This window comes from Microbacterium sp. zg-B185 (assembly GCF_030246885.1).
Classification (GTDB): Bacteria; Actinomycetota; Actinomycetes; order Actinomycetales; family Microbacteriaceae; genus Microbacterium.
The window spans coordinates 2467268-2489926 of record NZ_CP126739.1 but is presented as its reverse complement, the minus strand read 5'-3'; the positions used below and the strand labels follow the sequence as shown (position 1 = coordinate 2489926).

19 protein-coding genes and 2 tRNA genes are annotated in these 22659 nt (G+C 69.8%); 14 read left to right on the top strand and 7 right to left on the bottom strand.

Going from position 1 to position 22659, the window contains the following annotated elements:
* Nucleotides 1-26: 26 nt before the first annotated feature.
* Both QNO12_RS12025 and QNO12_RS12020 read left to right on the top strand, forming a co-directional pair.
* Nucleotides 27-749: an FHA domain-containing protein gene (locus QNO12_RS12025; RefSeq protein WP_257503482.1), complete on the top strand. Its 723-nt coding sequence runs from the start codon at nucleotides 27-29 to the stop codon at nucleotides 747-749.
* Nucleotides 750-794: 45 nt separating this feature from the next.
* On the top strand, nucleotides 795-2069 hold the full coding sequence (locus QNO12_RS12020) for an alpha-hydroxy acid oxidase (RefSeq protein ID WP_257503468.1): 1275 nt from the start codon (nucleotides 795-797) through the stop codon (nucleotides 2067-2069).
* A gap of 29 nt (nucleotides 2070-2098) precedes the next feature.
* On the opposite strand, the gene QNO12_RS12015 is transcribed toward QNO12_RS12020, so the two are convergent.
* The 5 genes from QNO12_RS12015 to QNO12_RS11995 form a co-directional block, all read right to left on the bottom strand.
* Nucleotides 2099-2887: an HAD-IIB family hydrolase gene (locus QNO12_RS12015; RefSeq protein WP_257503467.1), complete on the bottom strand. Its 789-nt coding sequence runs from the start codon at nucleotides 2885-2887 to the stop codon at nucleotides 2099-2101.
* Nucleotides 2888-2964: 77 nt separating this feature from the next.
* Nucleotides 2965-3038 (bottom strand) — tRNA-Pro (locus QNO12_RS12010).
* 70 nt (nucleotides 3039-3108) lie between these two features.
* Nucleotides 3109-4989: a hypothetical protein gene (locus QNO12_RS12005; protein WP_257503466.1), complete on the bottom strand. Its 1881-nt coding sequence runs from the start codon at nucleotides 4987-4989 to the stop codon at nucleotides 3109-3111.
* 139 nt (nucleotides 4990-5128) lie between these two features.
* Nucleotides 5129-6067 carry a metallophosphoesterase gene (locus QNO12_RS12000; protein WP_257503465.1) on the bottom strand — a complete coding sequence of 313 codons (939 nt, stop codon included), beginning with the start codon at nucleotides 6065-6067 and terminating at the stop codon, nucleotides 5129-5131.
* Nucleotides 6067-8775: a transglycosylase domain-containing protein gene (locus QNO12_RS11995; protein WP_257503464.1), complete on the bottom strand. Its 2709-nt coding sequence runs from the start codon at nucleotides 8773-8775 to the stop codon at nucleotides 6067-6069. The genes QNO12_RS12000 and QNO12_RS11995 overlap by 1 nt, the downstream gene beginning before the upstream one ends.
* A gap of 96 nt (nucleotides 8776-8871) precedes the next feature.
* Here QNO12_RS11995 and sp36 point away from each other — a divergent pair, with 96 nt between their 5' ends.
* Complete coding sequence (sp36, locus tag QNO12_RS11990; RefSeq protein ID WP_257503463.1) at nucleotides 8872-9093, top strand: Sp36 family protein; 222 nt, start codon at nucleotides 8872-8874, stop codon at nucleotides 9091-9093.
* Nucleotides 9090-9557, top strand: a complete 468-nt coding sequence (locus QNO12_RS11985; protein ID WP_257503462.1) for a RidA family protein — start codon at nucleotides 9090-9092, stop codon at nucleotides 9555-9557. Before sp36 ends, QNO12_RS11985 begins: the two co-directional genes overlap by 4 nt.
* A gap of 12 nt (nucleotides 9558-9569) precedes the next feature.
* Here QNO12_RS11985 and acs read toward each other — a convergent pair whose 3' ends face one another.
* Nucleotides 9570-11537: an acetate--CoA ligase gene (gene acs / locus QNO12_RS11980; RefSeq protein WP_257503461.1), complete on the bottom strand. Its 1968-nt coding sequence runs from the start codon at nucleotides 11535-11537 to the stop codon at nucleotides 9570-9572.
* Between the two features lie 418 nt (nucleotides 11538-11955).
* Here acs and QNO12_RS11975 point away from each other — a divergent pair, with 418 nt between their 5' ends.
* The 10 genes from QNO12_RS11975 (at nucleotide 11956) to QNO12_RS11930 (ending at nucleotide 21442) form a co-directional block, all read left to right on the top strand.
* Nucleotides 11956-13044: a TadA family conjugal transfer-associated ATPase gene (locus QNO12_RS11975; protein WP_257503460.1), complete on the top strand. Its 1089-nt coding sequence runs from the start codon at nucleotides 11956-11958 to the stop codon at nucleotides 13042-13044.
* Entirely contained in the window at nucleotides 13029-13967 is a 939-nt protein-coding gene (locus QNO12_RS11970; RefSeq protein WP_257503459.1) for a type II secretion system F family protein, read from the top strand. The genes QNO12_RS11975 and QNO12_RS11970 overlap by 16 nt, the downstream gene beginning before the upstream one ends.
* A gap of 130 nt (nucleotides 13968-14097) precedes the next feature.
* The gene (locus QNO12_RS11965) at nucleotides 14098-14292 is read left to right on the top strand and encodes a DUF4244 domain-containing protein (protein ID WP_257503458.1); all 195 of its coding nucleotides are present in this window, start codon (nucleotides 14098-14100) and stop codon (nucleotides 14290-14292) included.
* Complete coding sequence (locus QNO12_RS11960) at nucleotides 14292-14624, top strand: TadE family type IV pilus minor pilin (RefSeq protein WP_257503457.1); 333 nt, start codon at nucleotides 14292-14294, stop codon at nucleotides 14622-14624. The genes QNO12_RS11965 and QNO12_RS11960 overlap by 1 nt, the downstream gene beginning before the upstream one ends.
* On the top strand, nucleotides 14624-14941 hold the full coding sequence (locus tag QNO12_RS11955; RefSeq protein ID WP_257503456.1) for a helicase: 318 nt from the start codon (nucleotides 14624-14626) through the stop codon (nucleotides 14939-14941). The genes QNO12_RS11960 and QNO12_RS11955 overlap by 1 nt, the downstream gene beginning before the upstream one ends.
* A gap of 67 nt (nucleotides 14942-15008) precedes the next feature.
* On the top strand, nucleotides 15009-17783 hold the full coding sequence (gene topA / locus QNO12_RS11950; RefSeq protein ID WP_257503455.1) for a type I DNA topoisomerase: 2775 nt from the start codon (nucleotides 15009-15011) through the stop codon (nucleotides 17781-17783).
* The gene (gene tmk / locus QNO12_RS11945; RefSeq protein WP_257503454.1) at nucleotides 17780-18490 is read left to right on the top strand and encodes a dTMP kinase; all 711 of its coding nucleotides are present in this window, start codon (nucleotides 17780-17782) and stop codon (nucleotides 18488-18490) included. The genes topA and tmk overlap by 4 nt, the downstream gene beginning before the upstream one ends.
* 10 nt (nucleotides 18491-18500) lie before the next feature.
* The gene (locus QNO12_RS11940; protein WP_257503453.1) at nucleotides 18501-19691 is read left to right on the top strand and encodes a DNA polymerase III subunit delta'; all 1191 of its coding nucleotides are present in this window, start codon (nucleotides 18501-18503) and stop codon (nucleotides 19689-19691) included.
* Nucleotides 19692-19747: 56 nt separating this feature from the next.
* Complete coding sequence (locus QNO12_RS11935) at nucleotides 19748-21283, top strand: alpha/beta hydrolase (RefSeq protein ID WP_257503452.1); 1536 nt, start codon at nucleotides 19748-19750, stop codon at nucleotides 21281-21283.
* An 83-nt stretch (nucleotides 21284-21366) separates the two neighbouring features.
* Nucleotides 21367-21442 (top strand) — tRNA-Thr (locus QNO12_RS11930).
* A gap of 17 nt (nucleotides 21443-21459) precedes the next feature.
* Here QNO12_RS11930 and QNO12_RS11925 read toward each other — a convergent pair.
* The gene (locus tag QNO12_RS11925; protein ID WP_257503451.1) at nucleotides 21460-22485 is read right to left on the bottom strand and encodes an NADPH:quinone reductase; all 1026 of its coding nucleotides are present in this window, start codon (nucleotides 22483-22485) and stop codon (nucleotides 21460-21462) included.
* Nucleotides 22486-22659 lie beyond the last annotated feature (174 nt).

The window sequence follows — 22659 nt, the reverse complement described above, 5'->3', positions numbered from 1 at the left end:
GCCTCGACGCGGCGGGCGCGGGCGACGTGGCGCCACTTCGACTTGAGTTCGCCGGCGAGTGGCACGACCTGCCGATCGACCGGCCCTTCATCATCGGTCGCGAGGGCGACCTTGAGATCGACGACAACCGGTATCTGCATCGGCACTTCCTGGAGCTGTCGCACCGCGACGGGCTGTGGTGGCTCGCGAACGTCGGGGTGCGACTGGCGGCCACGATCTCGAGCGCCGGTGGAGCCGTGCAGTCATGGCTCTCACCGGGGGCGCGGATGCCGCTCGTTTTCGAGCGCAGTGTCATCGTGTTCACGGCCGGCCCCGTCACCTACGAGCTGAGCCTGCACACCGAGCAGGCGCCGTACGAGGTCTCGCGCCAGGTGTACGCGTCGATGAGTGGCGAGACCACGGTCATGCCGGCCAGTTTCACGCCCCTGCAGAAGCTGCTCATCGTCGCTCTGGCCGAACCGATGCTGCGTCGTGAGGGCGTCAGCATGAACGAGCTGCCGTCGTCGAGCGCGGCAGCGCAGCGACTGGGGTGGACGATGAGCAAGTTCAACCGCAAGCTCGACAACGTGTGCGACAAACTGGACCGCATGGGCGTGCAGGGTCTTCGCGGTGGGGCCGGCAAGCTCGCGACGAACCGGCGTGCCCGCCTGGTCGAGTATGCGGTGACGTCTCATGTCGTCACGCGCGCCGATCTGCCTCTCCTGGACGACGAGACGCTGCGGAATCGGATCGACTCCGAGAGCGACTGACGCGCCCCGGACGGGTCTGGCCCGCGCCCGACGAAAGGACCGACGATGGTCAAGCGCCAGCTCCCCAAACCCGCCGAGCTGCTCGAGCTCATGCAGTTCAAGAAGCCGGAACTGAACGGCAGGAAGCGCCGTCTGGATGCCGCGCTCACCATCGGCGATCTGCGGAAGATCGCGAAACGTCGCACACCGAAAGCAGCCTTCGATTACACCGACGGCGCCGCCGAGGGGGAGTTGTCGCTGACCAGGGCCCGACAGGCGTTCCAGGACATCGAGTTCCATCCCGGCATCCTCCGTCCCGCGGACCTCGTCGACATGTCCACCACCATCCTGGGCGGATCCAGCGCTCTGCCGTTCGGCATCGCGCCGACGGGGTTCACGCGACTGATGCACACCGAGGGTGAATCGGCAGGGGCGGCGGCAGCCGGCGCTGCCGGGATCCCGTTCACGCTGTCCACCCTGGGCACGACCTCCATCGAGGACGTCCGCGCGGCGAACCCAGGCGGGCGGAACTGGTTCCAGCTGTACGTCATGCGTGATCGGGAGATCTCCTACGGGCTGGTGCGTCGTGCCGCCGCAGCGGGTTTCGACACGCTGCTGTTCACGGTGGACACCCCGGTGGCGGGAGCCCGCCTCCGTGACAAGCGCAACGGTTTCTCCATCCCTCCGCAGTTGACCGTCGGCACGATCCTCAACGCGATCCCAAGACCGTGGTGGTGGTACGACTTCCTCACCACACCCAAGCTCGAATTCGCGTCTCTGTCCACGACCGGGGGGACGGTCGCGGAGCTGCTGAACGCGGCGATGGACCCGACCATCGGCTTCGACGACCTCGCCGTGATCCGTGACCTGTGGCCGGGCAAGATCGTGGTCAAGGGCGTCCAGACCGTTGCGGACTCGGTCCGACTGATCGACGCCGGGGTGGACGGCGTCGTCCTGTCCAACCACGGCGGGCGCCAGCTGGATCGCGCCCCGGTCCCGTTCCATCTGCTGCCGGCGGTCGTGCGGGAGGTCGGCCGGGACGCCACCGTGATGATCGACACCGGCATCATGAACGGAGCAGACATCGTTGCGTCGGTCGCGCTCGGCGCGAAGTTCACGCTCGTGGGGCGGGCCTACCTGTACGGGCTCATGGCCGGCGGACGAGCCGGAGTGGACCGTGCCATCGCGATTCTGCGGGACGAGATCACCCGCACCATGACTCTCCTGGGCGTGGCCTCACTGGGCGAGCTCGAGCCCTCACATGTCACCCAGCTGGCGCGGCTGGTGCCGCTCACCGTCGACAGACAGGACAGTCCGCGGCATCCGGCCGTTCAGCCGTGAACGGACGCCGGGCGCCTCGAAGGGGCGGCTCAGCGTCGGATCGTCAACGTCGGCAGCAGTTCATCCAGGTATTCGGCGGTGTCTTCCCAGCCGGTGACCGCGTGGCAGTCCACGCCCATCTCGAGCACCGGATAGTCGTTACCATCCGGGTCCAGCCGGTCGCCGACGAACAGCATCCCCTCCAGCGGAATACCCGTCTGCTCGGCGAGCTGCCGCATGCCGTACGCCTTGTCGATACCGCGATGAGTGATGTCGATCGATGTCGAGCCGCCCGAGCGCACCTCCAGATCGGGAATCCGAGGAGCCACGGCATCCCGCAGTGCGCTCTTCTTCGCCCCGGTGGGGTCCCATGCCTTCTTGGCATCCAGCGGCGCATGCTGCCCGAGAGCCGAGAAGGTGATCTGCGAGCCGCGGTCCTCCAGGATGTCGCCCCACGTCTCGGGCTCCCATAGTCCCAGCCGACGTGCCTCTTGCTCGACGGCGCGCAGCGCCCGCGTCTTCTGGTCCTCGGTGAGCGAATGCGCGTACACGGTGTCGATGCCGTCCGGCGTGATCCGGTAGTACTGGGTGCCGCAGGTGGGCAGCAGATGGACGTGGGTCAGGGTCTCGGCCGGCGCATCCGGCAGTCGGTCCACCACCTGCGCGCGGAACTGCTCCAGCTGACCGCCGGAGATGATCGCCACCTCGACGCGTTCCGCGAGCTGGATCAGCAGTCGGCCGATGCGCGGATCGATCGCGGCCTTCGAGGGGGCCAGCGTGTCGTCCAGATCGAAAGCGACCAGTCGCGGCGGGATGCTGTCAGCGGGCGTTTCGGTCACGGTGCTCCTGTCCGGGGGCGGTAGACGAAAGGCTCCGCACTGCTTCTTTCCAGAAGCGGTGCGGAGCCTCTCTGCTGTCGGGGTGACAGGATTTGAACCTGCGGCCTCGTCGTCCCGAACGACGCGCGCTACCAAGCTGCGCCACACCCCGTGCAACCGTTCGAGTCTACCCGATGCTCCGGCGTCCTTCGAACGCAGGCGCAACTCAGTGGCTCGGTGGATCATCCGATCGGGCTTGCGAGACGTCGGCGCCGGGAGAGGGTCAGGGAGGTGGCACCCGCTGTGAGGCACCCGACGGCGATCGCGCCGATGGCATGGCTTCGGTCCGTGGCGAGCCCGGTGGCGGCGAGTGCGGGCGCCTGCTGAGCCGAATCCGCCGCTGCGGGTGCGAGCACGCGGGTCGTTTCGCTCGGCGTCCCGCACTCGCCCAGGTGGACCACTTCGCCGGCCGCGTCCATGGCGCGCTCCTGCCAGAAGTACGTACCGGGTTGACCCGGAACCGGTGAGGTCACCGTGTGTTCGCCCGGAGCGGTCATGAGGTGTGGGTCGCTGGCCCACACCAGGTTCGACGGCGTGCACACCTCCGCCGGGGCGGTGCCGTCCGGAGCGAGGTAGACCGCGGACGAGACGAGCAGCCCCTCGGCGGGAAGCGGCGAGCCCACGATGACCGTGTCCGTCAGTGGCGACTCGGCGGTCACCGTCGGCTCGGCCAGCGACGAGACGGCCGGCACCATCGCGATCTGCGTCGTCTCGCCGAAACTCTCCGTCCAGGTGTAGTCCGCCCGAAGATGACCGGCCACGGCCTCGGTCTGCGCCCCCCGGTCCACCGTCCACACGGCGGTGTAGACCCCCGGCCCCGGAAGAGCCCACCCCGAGATCACGGTGTACGACGTCGTCGGCCCGCCCCGCTCGTCCGTGGTCAGCGCGAGCGTCCCCACGGCCACCGCGTCGGTCGGCACGCCGGCCTCAGCGCGGGCGGGCACGCTCTCGGTGCGGTAGACCGTCCCGGCAGCCGTCACCGGAAGGAATCCGCCGTCCGGTGACCGGGGCCAGTGCTCAACGGAGCCGCCGAACACGATGGCGTCGATGAACGAGCCGGCGGCCACGTATTTCGACGCGACCTGGGTGGACACCGTCGGCGCGAACAGCGGGACGCGGGGGGCGGCATCCTCACCGGAGACGTCGAAGCCGACCTCCCCGGCCGGTCCGGCGGTGTCCTGGCCTCCGGCCGTCGTGAAGTGACGCACGGCCGCGACGTCCTGCACCACGAAGCGCCCGCTGCCGGTGACGACGTACGGGCGGCCGGGGGCAGGCGGCTGAGCGGTGATGGCGTAGTCGCGCCCGGGCGCGGCGTTCGGCAGGGTGCTGGTGCCCGTGTCGGCGAATGTGGCGTTCGCCAGGGTGAGCGTGCCGCGGGCCGCGGGGGTGGAGGCATCCACGCGCACGCTGCCGAGCGCGGGTTCCGCGGCATCCGTCGTGAAGATAAGCGCACCGGAGGCGGCGGCTGCGCCGGGGGGCGTGCTTCGGCCCTCCTCGTAGTAGGCGACGGCGAGGTTCTGGACGCTCTCGTTCTGCTCGGGGGCGAGGGCCGAGAAGGTCCAGTGGATGGCACCGGCCAGGGAGTCGCCGCGATAGCCGAAGTGGTGCAGCGTCTCGTCCCAGTTCGCGATCGCCTTCACGGCCCAGCCGACGGCTGCAGCCTGCACCGGATCGCCGGTCTGGCCGTATTTCGTCACGAGCAGATTGATCCCGGTCAGCTGCTGCGGCGACAGCCCCACGGCCGACCCGCTCACCCCGTGGTCGACGCTGGTGCCGGTCGGTGCCGGCGCGCCGGGGAGGATGCAGTACGTGTGCACTCCGTCGATCACCATCGAGCCGTGCCACCCGTACGGCGACAGCGGCGCCCACGTGCCGAAGCCGGCACCCGGGGCCGCGGCGTGCGCGGGCGCCGGCGCGGCGATGACCGCGAGTGCGGCCAGCACGCAGGCGAGCGCGATCGCCATCACTCCGCGGGTGGCGCGGGCTGGGACGAGGCGTTTCTGGACGTGGCTTGTCTGGACGTGGCGTGTCTGGACGTGGCGTGTCTGGGCGGGCACCGGCATGGCTTCTCCTCCGAGTGGACAGGCTCCGATCGTCATCCACCCGGGCGCGTCGCCGATTGCCGGCACGGGCATCGGGGGGTTCTCGGGGGCGTCCGCGGGCTGGGGAGGAGGCGACGTGGGACGGGGTCGTCCGGCGCGGCTACGCGCGGGGGAGGAGGGTGATCAGCGACGCCTCGGGTCGGCAAGCGAACCGCACCGGGGCGTAGATCGAGTGGCCGAGACCGGCGCTGACGTTCAGCGGCACCGACCTGCCGGCATGCCGCCACCGGCTCAGGCCGCGGGCCTGGCGCAGCGGGATGTCGCAGTTGGCCACGAGCGCGCCGTACCCGGGCACGCGCACCTGGCCGCCGTGCGTGTGGCCGGCGAAGATCATGTCGGCGCCCAGGTCGACGAAGGAGTCCAGGACGCGCCGGTACGGGGCGTGGGTCACTCCCAGGGTGACTGTGGCGGGACCGACGTCGGCGCGCAGGTCCTCCAGGAGCCGGGGGAGGACACCGAGCGCGTCCCAGCCGCGGTGGGCGTCGCTGACCCCGAACGCGTCGATGCGGGCGCCCGCGATGTCGATGGAGCCGACCGCGTTGTTCAGGTCCAGCCAGCCCAGCTCATCGGCCAGATAGCCATCCAGCGCCGCGGCATCCAACGGCTCGCTCGCCGTTCTGACCTTCGACGGACCCGTGAAGTACCGGAGCGGGTTGCGCGGTTGCGGGGCGGCGTGGTCGTTGGAGCCGTGCACGAACATACCCGGGATGCCGCGCAGCGGGTCGAGGGCGGCGCGCAGACCGCGGAGCCCTCGCACGTGGCCGAGGTTGTCGCCGGTGTTGACGACCAAATCGGGTCGCCACTGCTCGGCCAGCGAGGCCATCCAGCGCTGCTTGCGGTGCTGCCACGGCGCCATGTGGGCGTCGGACAGGTGCAGAACCCGAAGCGGGGCGCTGCCGGCCGGCAGCACGGTCACGGTGTGCTCGCGCACCGTGAACAGGTAGCGCTCGATGCCGACGCCCCAGATCGCGGCGCTCGCGCCGACCGCCCCCACCGCCGCGAGGGCGGTGAGGGCGGTCTTCGCCTGCGAGCCCGGCACTAGCCGTTGCCGGGGCCGAAGCCGCCGGCGCAGATCAGGCTCGAGTAGTTCACGGCGATTGCGGCATTGCGATTGACCAGGCTGCCGGCCCCCGGTGAGGTTCCGGTGGCGGTGGGCTGGGCGCCCGCGGCGGCGTTGACGGTGCAGGCGCCGTCCGCGACGTTGCCGAACCCGGCCCCGCGGAGCGCCTGTTTCGCCTCATTCAGAGAGCGTCCCGCGATGTCCGGCACCGCCAGACCCTGGCCGTTGCTGGGGTGGATGGTCACGGTCGTGCCCCCGGCGACGCTGCCCGCACCCGGGTCCTGGGCGGCCACGATGCCCTCAGCCTCGGGCGAGTCCACAGGTTCCCCCACGGCGGAATCGAATCCGGCCGCATCCAGTCGCTGCTGGGCTTCCGGGATGCTCAGACCGACCACGTTGGGCAGATCGCGCAGCACCCGGCGGGTCAGGTTCGAGTCGGGTCCGGGGAACGAATTGCCGCCGTACACGGCGTTCGCGGCGCGCTGGACGTCTTCCGCGAGCTGATAGCGGAGGTTGGACAGTCCCCGGCGGAACAGGTCGCCGCTGCCGGTGGAGTTGCCGACCCACGCGGCAGTGACCACGTTGGTGCTGGATTCCACCATCCAGGTCTGCTTCTGCTCATGTGTTCCGGTCTTGCCGATCACGTCGACGCCGTCGTTGGGGTTCGCCGCCGCGCCGGTGCCGCCGTTCATCACACCCTCCAGGGCGTACGCGGCCGTCGCGGCCACAGCGGGGTCGAGCACCTGCGTGCACGACGTCTGCGGCGGCGTGATCTCGTTGCCGTCGGAGTCGGTGACCCGGTCGATCGCGCGCGGCTGGCAGTAGATGCCGTTGTTGGCGACAGTTCCGTAGGCGCCGGCCATCGCGATCGGCGAGAGGTTGTTCGACCCGATCACCGAGAACAGCGTGTCCATCGAGACAGGTGTGCCGTCACCGCGGGTGGCTCCCATCTTGGTCGCCACCTTCTGGATGTCGCACAGGTCGAGCTGCTCGGCCATCGCGAAGTAGCCGGTGTTGAGCGAATCCCGGGTGAACTGCATCGGGGTTCCGGTGTAGCCGCTCTGATTGTTGAAGTTGGACACCCGGGCGTTCTCGACGTTCACCCAGTCGCCCGTGCAGCTGTTGGTCATCCTCTTGAAGATGCGCACTCGACCGTTGAGGGTCTCGTTGACGGAGTGGCCCTTTTCGAGCCAGTCCACGAGGGTGAAGATCTTGAACGTCGATCCTGCTTCGAATCCACCGGAGTTGCCGTACTTCTCATCTCCGGCGTAGACCAGGGACGAGAAGTTCGGGTCGCCCGCCAGTCCGGCATCCTCGCTGAAAGTCGTGTTCTGGGCGATGGAGAGGATCCGGCCGGTGGTGTTCTCGATGCTCACCGTGGCGGCGCCGAACTTGCCGGTGTCCGGGGACACCCAGCCCTCGACCGATCTCGGCGCATTGTCGGCCATCGAGGCCTCGGCCGGCATCTGCACCCGCGGGTCCAGCGTCGTGTAGACGTTCAGGCCGCCGCGCTGCAGCATGCGGATGCGGTCCTCGGGGGTCGCGCCGAAGGCAGGGTCGGTCTTGATGATGTTCTTCACGTACTGGCAGAAGTATGCGGCTCCGCCGGCCACGGCACAGCCGGTCGTGGCGGGGTGCAGCGAGGGGGTGAGCGGTTCGATCACCGCGGCGACGTACTGCTCCTGCGTGATCTTTCCGTCATCCAGCATCCGGCTGAGCACGTAGAGCTGGCGGCCCTTGGTGGAGCTGTATCCGTCCGCGGCGGCGACGTACTGCTCCTGCGTGATGGTGCCGTCGGCCAGCAGGGTGTCCAGCGCGGCCAGCTGACCCCTCGGAACGTCGTCGACCAGGCCGTCGGGAGCCTTGTTGTAGCCGACCCCGTTGGCGTCGAAGATCGATCCGGCGGGCTGGTCGATCCGGTAGGTGTTCGGGTTCTGCACGATTCCGGCGATCGTCGCCGCCTGCGACAGGGTGAGATCCTTCGCCGCGACGCCGAAGTAGTACTTGGCGGCCGCGTCGACGCCGTAGGTCTGCCCGCCGAGGTTGGCGATGTTCAGGTAGCCCAGCAGGATGTCGTTCTTGGAATACTTCTGCTCCAGGGCGATCGCGTACCGCATCTCCTGCAGCTTGCGCTGGATGCCCTCGGTGCCTGACGCCGTGGTCGCCTCGTTCCAGCAGTCCAGGAGCTCTTCGCCGGTGGTGGCGTCGCGCTCGCAGCGCTGGATCAGGACGTTCTTGACGTACTGCTGGCTGATCGATGAGCCGCCCTGCGTCTCGCCGCCGCCCTGCATGTTCTGCAGCAGCGCGCGCGAGGTGCCGATCAGATCGACACCGCCATGCTGATAGAAGCGGGGGTCCTCGCTGGAGAGGATCGCGTCGTACATGACCGGAGCGACCTCGGTGAACTCGACCGGGGAGCGGTTCTGGTCGTAGAACTGGGCCAGCTGGATGTCCTCGCCCGTGTCCGGGTTCTTCGCGTACACGGTCGTCGGCACCATCAGCTTGTCGATGTCCAGGACGCTGGGCAGGTTGTCGAACATCGTGATCGCGCTGGTCGCCGCCGCGCCGGACAAGGCGATGGCGGGGGTGACCGTCGCGGTGATCAGAACCCCCGCGACAGCGCTCAGTCCGACCAGTCCCAGGAGGCCGCCGAGCACGCCGCTGGCCGTCCGTTTCGTATCAGGCATAGGCTTGATCGTAGGGGAGCTACCTGGGCGATTTCTTTACGGACCCGCCTTTTCGCGCCGATTCCCCGCATCCGCCCGCGACCCTTCGGAGCCTCTATGACCACGTGGGAGTACCTCACCACCCCGCTTCTCATCCACAACACTGCGGCGATCCTCAACAACTGGGGCAAGCAGGGCTGGGAGCTCGTGCAGGTCGTGCCCGGGCCGGAAGGCGGGCTGGTCGCCTACCTGAAGCGCCCCTCTGAGGGTGGCGCGGCCAACGCGGGCCTGGATGCTGCGGCCCAGGCGGCCCGGCAGTTCGAAGGAACCGCGCAGTGACCGTCACCGACCGGCTGGCCGAGCTGGGCATCGAGCTTCCGACCGTCGTACCGCCGCTGGCTGCGTACGTTCCGGCCAAGGCGCACGCCGATCTGGTGTACACCGCCGGGCAGCTGCCGATGGTGGCCGGGTCGCTTCCCGCCACCGGCAAGGTCGGAGTCGGACCCGGGTTGATCCCCGCCGAGGACGCCACCTCCTATGCGCGCCAGTGCGCGCTGAACGCCGTCGCGGCTGCCGCGGCCGCCGTCGGCGGAGCGGATCGGCTCACCGGCGTCGTCAAGGTGGTCGGTTTCGTCGCATCGGTCGCGGACTTCACCGGTCAGCCCGGTGTGATCAACGGCGCGAGCAACGTGCTCGGCGAGATCTTCGGCGAAGCGGGGCGCCATGCCCGGTCCGCCGTCGGCGTCTCGGTCCTGCCGCTGGACAGTCCCGTCGAGGTCGAGGTCGTCTTCACCTACGCATAGCCCGAGCGGGCGCTACCGCACCTGCGCGGAGATCACCGACATCACCGCGGTGTCGGCGAGCGTGGTGGTGTCTCCGACCTCGCGGCCCTCGGCGACGTCGCGCAGCAGCCGGCGCATGATCTTTCCGGAGCGTGTCTTGGGCAGCTCCTCGACGATGTACACGTCTCGCGGTCGTGCGATCGGTCCGATCTGCTCCCCGACCCATCCGCGCAGTGACTGCGCAAGACCGTCGGGGGAGTGGGCCGCGAGATAGCTCTGCTTGATGATCACGAACGCCGCGACCGCCTGGCCGGTGGTCTCGTCCGATGCGCCCACCACCGCCGCTTCGGCGACGGCCTCGTTCGCGACCAGCGCGGATTCGATCTCGGTCGTCGACAGCCGGTGACCGGAGACGTTCATGACGTCGTCGACGCGTCCGAGGAACCACACATCGCCGTCGTCGTCCAGGCGCGCGCCGTCGCCGGCGAAGTAGTAGCCCTGCGCGGCGAACTTGTCCCAGTAGGTCTCCTTGTAGCGCTCGGGGTCGCCCCAGATACCGCGAAGCATGCTGGGCCACGGCTCGGTGACCACCAGCAGTCCGCCGTTGCCGTTGCCGACGTGGACGCCGTCGTCATCGACCACGTCGATCGAGATGCCCGGCAGCGGCACCTGGGCGCTTCCGGGCTTGGTCTCGGTGACCCCGGGCAGGGCCGAGATCATGATCGCGCCGGTCTCGGTCTGCCACCAGGTGTCCACGATCGGCGCGGTCTTGCCGCCGATGATCTTGCGGTACCACATCCACGCTTCCGGGTTGATCGGCTCACCCACCGAGCCCAGCAGCCGCAACGAGGACAGGTCGAACTTCTTGGGCACCGACCGGCCGATCTTCATGAACGACCGGATCGCGGTGGGCGCCGTGTACAGCACCGTCACGCCGTACTTCTCCACGATCTCCCACCAGCGGCCCGGATGCGGCGTATCCGGCGTCCCCTCGTACAGCACCTGTGTTGCGCCGTTCGCGAGCGGGCCGTACGCGACGTAGGTGTGCCCCGTGATCCAGCCGATGTCGGCCGTGCACCAGAACACATCGGTCTCGGGGTGGATGTCGTGGACGACCTTGTTGGTGAAGGCCGCCTGCGTGAGGTAGCCGCCCGAGGAGTGCATGATGCCCTTGGGCTTGCCGGTCGTGCCCGAGGTGTACAGGATGAAAAGCGGTGTCTCGGCAGGGAAGGCCCGGGCCTCGTGTTCGGCCGGAGCCTGCGGCACGACGTCGTGCCACCAGATGTCACGGCCCTCGGTCCACTCGACTCTGTTGCCGCCGCGCCGGACGACCAGGACGTGCTCCACGGTCTCCTGGATGCCGGCGCCGTTGCGGTCGGACAGCGCCATGTCCACGGCGGGCTTGAGCGAGGAGACTTTGCCCTTGCGGTAGCCGCCGTCGGCGGTGATGACCAGCTTGGCCCCGGCATCGTCGATGCGGGAGCGCAGGCTGTCGGCCGAGAAGCCACCGAACACCACCGAGTGGATCGCGCCGAGGCGCGCGACGGCGAGCATCGCGGCGATCGCCTCGGGGATCATCGGCATGTAGACGGCGACCCGGTCGCCCTCTCCGATCCCGAGGCCCTCGAGCACGTTCGCCAGCCGCTTGACCTCGTCGGTCAGCTCGGCGTAGGTCACCTGCCGCGATTCGCCCGGCTCGCCTTCCCAGAGGAGCGCCACCCGATCGCCGTTGCCCGCCTCCACATGCCGGTCGAGGCAGTTGTAGGAGACATTGAGCTCACCATCGGCGAACCATGTCGCGAACGGCGGATTGGACCAGTCCAGAACCTGTGTGAACGGCGTGTGCCAGTGCAGGTCGCGGGCCTGCTCCGCCCAGAAGCCGTCGCGATCGGCCGCGGCCTTCGCATACAGCTCGGCTGTCCCCACGGCGTTCTGCGCGAACGCCGGTGGTGGTGCGAACCGCCGGCTCTCAGAGAGGAGGTGGTCGATCTGGCTGCTCATGCTCGCTCCTTCGCGGGCCGTCCCGGGGCTGCACGGTCGGGAAGACGTGCCGCAACGACAGGGCCAATCTATCCAGCGTCCCCGGCGGTCACTACCTCCGATAGTGGGGAGCGCAGCGGCCCCGCGCACGGCCCGCCGGGGGCGAAACGATATATCGGTCACAGCCTGATGAGGATGTTTGGAGGCCCGATGGAATGTGCGTATGCTCGTCCCCGGCCGAACATTTGATTCTGGCATTGCGGCACCCGACCCTCCCCCGAACTGTGGTGTCGCTTGTGGCGGCATCCCATTCCCCCCCATGGGATGCCGCCCTCTCTTTCCCGGTCGCCACTCCTCCCCAGGTGCCTCTCTTATGACGCTCTGCACGGGAACGCGAGACGCTGATCAGGACGTTGCGATGTCGACCTAACGTCGAGGCATGCGCGAACGGTTCGTCGTCCAACCCCGGGTCCCGGGCGACGCGTTGCCGCCGGGCGGCTCCGCCCCGACCGCGACCCACGTCCCCGGAGCGAGCGGCCCGGACAGCGCTGCCTCCGTTCCGGCGACGCGTCGGCGCCCTGCCGGCACGGGGCATCCCGCTTTGCAACCACTGGCACGGTACCTCGATGACCCGGAGGTGACCGACCTGTTCGTCAACGGCGCCGCCGGGCTCTTCGTCGACCGCGGCCGTGGCGCGGCACCGGCCCAGGAGTGGCGCGCCAGGGAAGAGGACGTGCGCGATCTGGCCGTCGCGCTCATCGGGCTGGGCGGGCGCCACATCGACGACGCGACCCCGTGCGTGGATGTCCGCCTGGAGGGCGGGATGCGCGTGCACGCCGTGCTTCCCCCGGTCGCCGCGGAAGGAACAGCCATCTCCATCCGCGTGCCACGTCTGGAAAGCCCCGACCTGGCCGCACTCGAATCGCGGGGCATGTTCGACGCGCCGACCCGCAGACGGCTGGAGGAGCTGGTCGGACGACGCGCCAACCTGCTGATCACCGGCGCAGCCGGCGCGGGCAAGACGACGCTGCTGGCAGCGCTGCTCGGCCGTGCGCCGGTCGCGGAACGGATCGTCACGATCGAGGACGTCGCAGAACTGCGTGTGCAGCACCCCCACCACGTCAAGCTCGAGGCGCGCCAGGCGAATCTCGAGGGGGCGGGCGCGATCGGCCTGGCCCGCCTGGTGCGCGAAGCCCTGCGGATGCGGCCGGACCGGCTCGTCGTGGGCGAATGCCGCGGCGAGGAGGTTCGGGAGCTGCTCAGTGCCCTCAACACCGGCCACGACGGCGGGGCGGGGACGCTGCACGCGAACGGGTTGCACGATGTGCCGGCGCGGCTCGAGGCGCTCGGGGCGCTGGCCGGACTGGACGATCGGGCCCTGGCACGCCAGGCCGCCAGCGCCATCGGCTGCGTCCTGCACGTCGCCCGGGACGTGGACGGGCTTCGCCGCCTGGCGGCCGCCGGACGCCCCGTGGTCAACGCCGCGGGACGCCTGGAGATCGAGGAGCTGCCATGGCAGCTCGGGTGATGAGCGCGTCGATCGCCGAGACGGTGCTGAGACTGGCGGTGCTGCTGCAGGCGGGCATCGCCCCGGCCCGTGCCTGGACGTACCTCGCCGAGTCAGGGGATCCCCATGCGGCGCGCGTCGGCGAACGCGTGGCGACGGGTGTCCCGCTGGCTGCTGCGATCGCGACCGCCGCGGCCACACCCGTAACCGCCGGTCGACGGCGGATCGTCCGATCTGCGAAGCCGGCGCCGGATGACGCGGATCCGTGGCGCGACGTGGCTGCCGCGTGGGAGGTCGCCACCGCCGTCGGTGCACCCCTCGCGGAGAGTCTGCGGGCGCTGTCGGCCGCGCTGCGCGACGCGCAGGAGGCGGCGGACGAGGTGCGCGTGGCGCTCGCCGAACCGGCCGCCACCGCGAAGCTGATGGGCTGGCTTCCCCTGGTGGCTGTCCTCCTCGGCGTCGCGCTGGGCTTCGACACGTTCGGCACGCTCGTCAGTCATCCGATCGGCATCGCGTGCCTCGTGCTCGGGGGTGCGCTGATCCTGGCCGCGCACCGCTGGAACGCGGCGCTGGTGAGGCGAGCCCGCGCCGGATCCGGCATCCCCGGCCTGGGCGCGGAGCTTCTGGCCATCGCGTTGGGCGGCGGCGTGTCGATCGACCGTGCCCGCCGTCTCGTCCAGGCGGCAACCGGCGACGGAACGGATGCCGAGACCGACGCACTCCTGGACCTTTCCCGCAGTGCAGGCGTGCCCGCCGTGGAACTGCTGCGCGCATCCTCGGCCCTCGCGCGCCACCGCGCCCGGGTCGAGGGGCGCCTGCGCGCTGCCCGCCTGTCGTCGCGGCTGCTGCTTCCGCTCGGCGTCTGCACGCTCCCGGCGTTCATGCTGCTCGGCGTCGCGCCGATGCTCCTCAGCGTGATGACAGCGATGCCGATGACGATCTGATCCATCGACTGTGCCCACCGACTGTGCCCACCGACTGTGCCCACCGACTGTGCCCACCGACTGTGCCCACCGACCGTGCCTACCAACTGTGCCCACCGACCGTGCCCACCGATCAGGAAGGAACCCCTCCATGTCACTGCCCCGTCTCACCCGCGCCCGCGCGTCGCAGCTCTTCGCCGACGACGCGGGCGCCGCCACCGCGGAGTACGCGATCGCGACCATGGCCGCTGTCGCGTTCGCCGGGCTCCTCGTCGTCATCATGCGCAGCGACGAGGTGCGCGGCATCCTCACGGACCTCGTGCGACGCGCGCTCACGGTCGCGTGATGCGCCGCGGGCTCGGCGACCGTGGTTCGGTGGTCGCCGAATTCGCCGTCGCCCTGCCCGCGGTCGCGCTCGTCCTGCTGCTGGGCGCGGGGGCGCTGGGCGCGTGCGCGCGGCAGGTCAGCCTCCAGGATGCTGCGGCCGACGCCGCGCGACTCGCCGCGCGCGGCGAACCCGACGGCGCGCCCGGGGTGGTGGCCACCGCGGTCCCCGGCGCGCACGTCGTTATCGAGGCCCGCGGGGACCTGGTCTGCGTGCGCGTGACAGCGCCCGCGGGCCACGCCCTGCCGCTCATCCTGAACGCGACCGGCTGCGCGCTGGACGGGGGTCGCTGATGGCGGGAACGCTGCTCTGCGTCGGTGTGGTCGCGTGCGCGGCGACGCTCTCGTTGAGCCTTGTGACAGCGGGCTCCGCGGCGGCGTTCTCGCAGAATCTCGCGGGCGTGGCGGACGCCGCAGCGCTCGCGGCGGCCGACGCGGCGTCCGGCGCCGTCGAGGGGGAACCGTGCGCGCGTGCCGCCCAGATCGCGGCGACCTCGGCCGCCCGAATCGCCGCTTGCGATCGGGATGAACTCGTCGTGACGGTGACGGTGACCGGCGCTTTCGGGTGGCTCACGGCGACCGCTTCGGCACGTGCCGGGCCGCCGCGGTGAGCCGGCGTTCACAGCGCCTGCCTGCCGAGTGGTGTGTATGGTGTGCTTCGAAGAAAGGACGCCCCCGTTGGCAACAGGCAAGAAGCTCGTCATCGTCGAGTCACCGACGAAGATGAAGTCGATCCAGGGCTATCTCGGAGATGACTACGAGGTACTCAGTTCAGTCGGTCACATCCGCGATCTCGCGAGTAAGAAGGACATCCCCGCCGACAAGAAGTCCGCGTACGGCAAGTACTCGATCGACATCGACAACGACTTCGATCCCTACTACGTCGTCAACGACCGGAAGACCAAGACGGTCGCCGAGCTCAAGCGCGCCCTGAAGAACGCCGACGAAGTCCTGCTCGCCACTGATGAGGACCGCGAAGGCGAGGCCATCGCGTGGCACCTTCTCGAGGTGCTCAAGCCCAAGGTGCCTGTGCGCCGCATGGTCTTCCACGAGATCACCAAGGACGCGATCCGGGCCGCGGTCGAGGACACCCGTGAACTCGATCACGCCCTGGTGGACGCGCAGGAGACCCGGCGCCTGTTGGATCGCCTGTACGGGTGGGACGTCTCGCCGGTGCTGTGGCGCAAGGTCGGCAGCGGCCGCGAAGGCGCGGCGCTGAGCGCCGGGCGTGTGCAGTCCGCGGCCACGCGGATGGTCGTCGAACGCGAGCGCGAGCGCATGGCGTTCGTCTCCGCCGGCTACTGGGACGTCCAGGCGCTCGCGCTGACGAAGTCCTCGCCGGAGCCCGACGAAGCATCCTTCACGACTCGTCTGGCACGGATCGACGGTGCCCCGCTGGCCCGCGGAACCGACTTCGACGACCGTGGCCAGCTCAAGAAGGTCGTCGTCGTCCTCGACGAGGTCAAGGCGCGCACGCTCGCCGCGGCGATCGAAGGCGTCGGCGAAGCATCCGTCACCGCCCTGGAATCCAAGCCCGGCAGCCGCAGCCCGAAGCCTCCCTTCACGACCTCGACTCTCCAGCAGGAGGCCGGTCGCAAGCTCTCGATGAGCGCCAAGCACGCGATGAGCGTCGCGCAGCGTCTCTACGAGAAGGGGTTCATCACCTATATGCGCACCGACTCGACCGCCCTGAGCACTCAGGCGATCACCGCGGCGCGTGAGCAGGCGGTTTCGCTGTACGGCGAGAAGGCCGTGCCGCTGAACCCGCGCGTGTACCGGAGCAAGAGCAAGAACGCGCAGGAGGCGCACGAGGCGATCCGTCCGTCGGGCGAGCAGTTCCGCACCCCCGCTTCTGTGTCCGCCGAGCTGGATCGCGACGAGCAGCGGATGTACGACCTGATTTGGAAGCGCACCGTCGCCAGCCAGATGTCCGACGCCAAGTACGAGACCACCACGGTCACGCTCACCGTGGACGCGCCCGTCGACGGTGAGGTGCAGCGGGCCGAGTTCACGGCATCCGGCACGGTGTACACCTTCAAGGGATTCCTCGAAGCGTACGAAGAGGGTCGCGACGAGAAGCGCGGTGACGCGGACAAGGCCGACGACCAGTCGCTGCCGATCCTCGCCATCGGCGACGCCCTCCGACTCAAAGAGGTCGAGCCCAAGGGCCACGCCACCACGCCCAAGCCCCGCTACACGGAGGCCAGCCTGGTGAAGGCCCTCGAGGAGAAGGGCATCGGCCGCCCCTCCACGTTCGCCAGCATCATCGACGTGATCCTGGACCGCGGCTATGTCACCAAACGCGGGCAGGCGCTGGTTCCCAGCTGGCTCGCGTTCAGCGTCATCCGCCTGCTCGAGGAGCACTTCGCCGACCTCGTCGACTACGACTTCACGGCCGCCCTCGAGGACGACCTGGATGCGATCGCCCGCGGCGAGCAGCAGCGCACCGCCTGGCTGCGCGAGTTCTACTTCGGCTCCGACACCCAGCCCGGACTGCGCAACATCGTCGAGAACCTCGGTGAGATCGACGCGCGCGAGCTGAACGCGACGCCGATCAGCGCCACCACGACGCTGCGATTCGGCAAGTACGGGCCCTACCTGGACATCATCGACCCGGACAACCCGGACGCTCCGCCGCGCCGCGTGAACATCCCCGAGGACCTGGCCCCGGATGAACTCACGCCGGACAAGGCCCAGGAGCTGATCGACGCGCCGGTCGCGGGCAACCGTGTGCTCGGTGAGAACCCCGAGAACGGCAAGCTCGTGGTCGTCAAGGACGGCCGCTTCGGGCCCTACGTCGAGGAGACCGATCCCGAGGACCCGACGGCTGTGGACGAAGCGACCGGAGAGGTCGTCGAGGAAGCGCCGAAGAAGGGTGCCGCCAAGAAGGGCACAGCCAAGAAGGGCACAGCCAAGAAGGATGCCGCGCCCAAACCTCGCACGGCATCCCTGTTCAAGTCCATGTCTGTCGACAGCCTCGACCTGGAGACCGCGCTGCGCCTGCTGGACCTGCCCCGCACGGTGGGTGTGGATCCCGAGTCGGGGGAGCCGATCACGGCTCAGAACGGGCGCTACGGGCCGTATCTGAAGAAGGGCACCGACTCGCGCACGTTGGACTCCGAACAGCTCATCTTCGACATCACCCTCGATCAGGCGCTCGCGATTTACGCGCTGCCCAAGTACGGCGCCCGGCGCGCGTCCAGCGCGCTCAAGGAGTTCGAGAACGATCCGGTCAGCGGCAAGCCCATCAAGCTGAAGGACGGCCGGTTCGGCCCCTACGTCACTGACGGCGAGACGAACGCGACCATTCCCCGCGGCGAGGTCGCGATGGACATCACGTTCGAACGGGCCGTGGAACTGATCGCCGAGAAGCGTGCGAAGGGCCCGGCGCCCAAGCGGACTCCGGTGCGCAAGGCGGCCACCACCCGCAAGGCACCGGCGAAGAAGAAGTGAGCATCGACGTTCCGGGACCGACGTCCGGCGCGCCCGGCTCCGCGGGAGCGCGGGCCGGTCTGTTCGTCACGTTCGAGGGGGGCGACGGCGTCGGCAAGACCACCCAGGCGGCGCTGCTGGAGGAGTGGCTCGTCGCGCGCGGCCGCACGGTCGTGCGGACCCGGGAGCCGGGCGGCAGCGAGGTCGGCGTGCTGATCCGGGACATCGTCCTGCACCATCGCGGCGAGGTCGCTCCGCGTGCCGAGGCGCTCCTGTACGCGGCGGACCGGGCGCAGCACATCGCGACCGTCGTGCGACCGGCGCTGTCCCGCGGAGACGTGGTCATTCAGGACCGCTACCTGGACTCATCCGTCGCCTACCAGGGCGCCGGACGCGTCCTGGGCCGTGACGAAGTCCGCGACCTCTCCCTGTGGGCTGCCGAGGGGCTGCTTCCGGACCTGACCGTGCTGCTCGACCTGGATTCCGGACTGGCCCGCGATCGGCTGGCTGCCGACGACAAGCCTTTCGACCGGCTCGAGGCCGAGCACGACGGCTTCCACGACAGTGTGCGCACCGAGTTCCTCGCCCTGGCCGCCGCGGAACCCGAGCGCTTCCTCGTGCTGGACGCCGCCCGCGTGCCGGCCGACCTGGCGACGGACATCCAGGGACGCGTCCAGCTGCTCCTGGACCAGCGGGCCGCGCCGGACGCTGTCGTCAGCGCCGATTAGGCTGGACGCCATGGACAGCGCGGCGATCGCGGATGCTCCCGCGGCGACAGAGGTCGAGGTCCCGTGGGGCGCTGTCTGGGGGCAGGACGCCGCCGTGGCGACGCTGCGGGCGGCGGCATCCGATCCCGCGTCCATGACGCACGCGTGGCTGATCACGGGCCCGCCGGGCTCGGGACGATCGACCCTCGCCTATGCGTTCGCCGCCGCGCTGATCGCCGAGGACGGCGATGAGCGGACCATGCGGCAGGTGCTCGCCGGCACCCACCCGGACATGACGGCCCTGCGCACGGAGGGCGTCATCATCTCCATCAAGGACGCACGTGCTCTCGTCGAGCGCTCCTATTTCGGCCCGTCCCTGGGCCGGTACCGCGTCATCGTCATGGAAGACGCGGACCGGATGGTGGAGCGCACCTCCAACGTCCTGCTGAAGGCGCTGGAGGAGCCGCCGGAGCGCACCGTCTGGATCCTGTGCGCGCCCAGCGACGCGGATCTGCTGCCCACCATCCGCTCGCGGGTGCGCACGCTGCGACTGCGCGAGCCTGACATCGCGGACGTCGCGCGTCTGATCGCACGGCGCACCGGCATCGACCTCGCCGTCGCGGAGCAGTCCGCCCGGCACGCGCAGCGCCACATCGGGATGGCGCAGCGCCTCGCCACCGACGCCGGGGCACGCGCGCGTCGCGACCAGACCCTGCGCGGCGTCCTGGCCGTGCGCGGCGTCGGCGATGCCGTCGATGTCGCCGGCCGCGTCGTGCAGGCGGCGACCGAGGACGCCAAGGCCCTGACCGCCGAACGCGACAGCACCGAGCGGGCTGGCCTGCTGCGCACGCTCGGCATCGCCGAAGGAGCTGCTGTTCCGCCTGCGGTCCGCTCGCAGCTGAGCGCTCTGGAGGACGATCAGAAGCGTCGCGCGACCCGCAGCCTCCGCGACGGTATCGATCGGGTCCTCACCGATCTGCAGTCCATGTTCCGGGACGTCGTGATGCTGCAGTTCGGACGCGGGGGACCGGATGAGGGCGACCTGATCAATCGCGAACTCGAGCCGGAACTGCGCGCGCTCGCCGCAGCATGGACCCCGGAGCGCACCCTGGTCGTCCTCGACCGGATCGCCGAGACCCGCCGCAACCTGGAGCAGAACGCCGCACCGACCCTCGCCCTGGAAAGCATGCTCGTGACGGTTGCGAGCGGAAGGACCCCGTGAACCTCCACCTCCCGCGAACGGCGGGCACTCCCGCGCGCCGCCGAACCTCGGGCCCGGTGCGCCGCACGCGCCGGCTCGTCGCCCTCATCACGACGCTGGCCGCGGCATCCCTCGCCCTGTCCGGATGCCTGTACTCCGTCATCCCGGAATCCCCGCCGCGCTCGTCCGCCAGTGCGACGCCGGACACGGACGGGGTGGCGGCCGACCTCATCCCGTTCTACTCGCAGCCGCTCACCTGGGTGCCCTGCGACGCGTTCGAATGCACGACGGTCACCGCGCCGCTGGACTGGTCGAATCCCGGTGCCGGTCAGATCGAGCTCTCCGTCATCCGTCAACGGGCGGTGTCGGGCACACCGATCGGCTCCCTGCTGATCAACCCCGGCGGACCGGGGGCCAGCGGCGTGGACTTCGTCCGCGAGAGCGTCGACTTCGCCGCTCGGGAACCGCTGCAGGAGCAGTACGACATCGTCGGGTTCGACCCGCGCGGGGTGGGCGCGTCGACCGCGGTGCGCTGCTACGAGCCGGCTGACATGGATGCCTACCTGTTCGGCATCCCCTCCGCGCCCCGCGGCTCCGACGCGTGGATCGCCGAGCGCACCGAGGCCAACGAGGAGTTCGCCGCCGCCTGCGACGCCAACAGCGGCGGCATCCTCCCGTACATCACGACGGAGAACTCCGCCCGCGACATGGACCTGCTGCGCGCCGTGCTGGGGGACTCCGAACTGCACTATCTCGGCTACTCCTACGGCACCTTCCTCGGGGCGACCTACGCGCAGCTCTACCCGGACCGGGTGGGGCGGCTCGTTCTGGACGGTGCCGTCGACCCCGCCGCGTCAATCGTGGACGTGAACGTCGTGCAGGGGGTCGGTTTCGAATCCGCCCTGCGTGCGTACGTGGCGGCCTGTCTGGACGGGTCGGACTGCCCGTTCCGCGGCACGGTCGACGAGGCCATGGCCGACCTGGGCACCCTGCTGGCGGGCGTCGCACGCTCCCCGCTTCCGGCGTCGGACGGCAGGATACTGGGGGCGGACTCGCTGCTGACCGGCATCGTTGCAGCGTTGTACTCCGAAGGGAGCTGGCCGTTCCTGACCGCCGCGCTGACCGAGGTGCTGGAGGGCAACCCGGATGTCGCGTTCCAGCTCGCGGACTTCTACTACAACCGCGTGAACGGCGCCTACCTGGACAACTCGACCGAAGCGTTCCGGGCGTACAACTGCATGGACTACCCCGCCATCACCCCGGAAGAGATCGCGGCCGGTGACGAGCGGCTCGCGGTGGAGGCGCCCACGGTCGCGCCGTACTGGACGGGCGTGGATCCGTGTGCCGTCTGGCCGTACCCGCCGACCGGGATCCGCGGGGAGATCACCGCCGAAGGTGCACCGCCGATCGTGGTGGTGGGAACCACGAACGATCCGGCGACGCCGTACGAGTGGTCCGTCTCGCTCGCCGATCAGCTCGCGTCCGGCGTCCTGATCACACGGGTGGGGGAGGGGCACACCGGCTACAACAAGGGCAACGCCTGCGTGGATGCGGCCGTCGAGGCGTATCTGCTCGGTGGCACCGTGCCCCAGGACGGGCTGCGCTGCGAATAGGACGGATGCCGGGTCTCCGCGGGTTCGCGGGGGCACCGGCGACCCTGTAAGATCGATGTTCGTGCGTCGCGCAAGCGAAACACGCCACCTTAGCTCAGTCGGCAGAGCGATTCACTCGTAATGAATAGGTCAAGGGTTCGATTCCCTTAGGTGGCTCCACACACCTGTCCGGGGGGTCACCCCAGGTCGTCGGTGACGCGGATCAGAACCTTTCCGGTGACTCCGTCCTCAACGGCATCGTGCGCGGATGCCGTGTCCTCGAGCGAGAACCACGTCAGCGGCAGGCCGGCTTCTTCACCTACGGGGAGGGCGCCCGCCTCGAGGGCTGCGGTGATGTCTTCGGCGGCGACGGCCAGCGCCTCCGGGCCCACGGTGTAGAGCAGCAGCCCCTGCCAGCGCGCGTTCTTCGCGAAGCTCGTCGCGATCGGCACGCTGAACTCGTCGCCGTTGTTGTTCGCGTAGTACGCGATGCTGCCGTGGTTGGCGAGCACCTCCACATCGAGCGCGGCGTTCTGCGCGGGCGCGACCTCGACGATGTGGTCGACGCCGCGGGGAGCGACGGAAAGCACGTGGGCGGAGAGATGACGATCCGGGTACTGAAGGACGTGATGCGCACCTGCCGCGCGGGCTAGCGCCGCCTTCTCATCGCTGCTGACGGTGGCGATCACCGTGGCGCCCGCCCAGACCGCCAGTTGGATAGCGGCGTGTCCGACGGCGCCCGCGCCACCCTGCACCAGCACCACTCGTCCGTCCAGGGCTCCGGGCGCGAGACGCGCCGGGCCGAGTTCGTGCACGGTGAGCGCACGATGAGCGGTCATCGCGGGCACGCCCAGACTGGCGGCCACATCGAAGCCGATGCCGTCGGGGAGATGGACGACGCGACTCGCCGGCACCACCGTCCATTCCTGCGCGGTCCCGGTCGGGCGCTGGTGGGCGGCGAGGAAGAGCCACACACGGTCGCCGACCGTGAAATCCTCGACATCGGAACCGACAGCATCCACCACGCCGGCCCCATCCTGGTTGGGGACGACGTCGGCGAACTCGAGTGGCCTGTTTCCCGCGCGGGCCTTCCAGTCCGTCGGGTTGACCCCCGACACGGCGATACGGACCCGGACCTCATCCGGCCCGGGCTCGGCCAGCGGTCGGTCGGTCAGTTCGAGAACCGACGACGGTCCGGACTGGGAGTAGATGATTGCACGCATGAGGTCTCCAAGGCAGAAGCGCCGGCAAACATTCCGACGCGGGCAGCGGCGCTCAGGCAGTCAGCACACACCTGGGCTTCCACGTCGCGGAATCGTGCGGGGGGCGGTCGTCTCGGCCTCACTAGGCTGAACTCGCCATTCGGGTGGTCCATTCAACCGAGTGATTTTCGGCGC

What these genes read in the sequence shown, in the direction of transcription:
- QNO12_RS12020 (WP_257503468.1), top strand. Translation starts at nt 795, where the DNA reads ATGGTCAAGCGCCAGCTCCCCAAACCCGCCGAGCTGCTCGAGCTCATG.
- QNO12_RS12005 (WP_257503466.1), bottom strand. Translation starts at nt 4,989, where the DNA reads ATGCCGGTGCCCGCCCAGACACGCCACGTCCAGACACGCCACGTCCAG.
- QNO12_RS11995 (WP_257503464.1), bottom strand. Translation starts at nt 8,775, where the DNA reads ATGCCTGATACGAAACGGACGGCCAGCGGCGTGCTCGGCGGCCTCCTG.
- sp36 (WP_257503463.1), top strand. Translation starts at nt 8,872, where the DNA reads ATGACCACGTGGGAGTACCTCACCACCCCGCTTCTCATCCACAACACT.
- acs (WP_257503461.1), bottom strand. Translation starts at nt 11,537, where the DNA reads ATGAGCAGCCAGATCGACCACCTCCTCTCTGAGAGCCGGCGGTTCGCA.
- QNO12_RS11975 (WP_257503460.1), top strand. Translation starts at nt 11,956, where the DNA reads ATGCGCGAACGGTTCGTCGTCCAACCCCGGGTCCCGGGCGACGCGTTG.
- QNO12_RS11970 (WP_257503459.1), top strand. Translation starts at nt 13,029, where the DNA reads ATGGCAGCTCGGGTGATGAGCGCGTCGATCGCCGAGACGGTGCTGAGA.
- QNO12_RS11965 (WP_257503458.1), top strand. Translation starts at nt 14,098, where the DNA reads ATGTCACTGCCCCGTCTCACCCGCGCCCGCGCGTCGCAGCTCTTCGCC.
- QNO12_RS11960 (WP_257503457.1), top strand. Translation starts at nt 14,292, where the DNA reads ATGCGCCGCGGGCTCGGCGACCGTGGTTCGGTGGTCGCCGAATTCGCC.
- QNO12_RS11955 (WP_257503456.1), top strand. Translation starts at nt 14,624, where the DNA reads ATGGCGGGAACGCTGCTCTGCGTCGGTGTGGTCGCGTGCGCGGCGACG.
- QNO12_RS11940 (WP_257503453.1), top strand. Translation starts at nt 18,501, where the DNA reads ATGGACAGCGCGGCGATCGCGGATGCTCCCGCGGCGACAGAGGTCGAG.
- QNO12_RS11925 (WP_257503451.1), bottom strand. Translation starts at nt 22,485, where the DNA reads ATGCGTGCAATCATCTACTCCCAGTCCGGACCGTCGTCGGTTCTCGAA.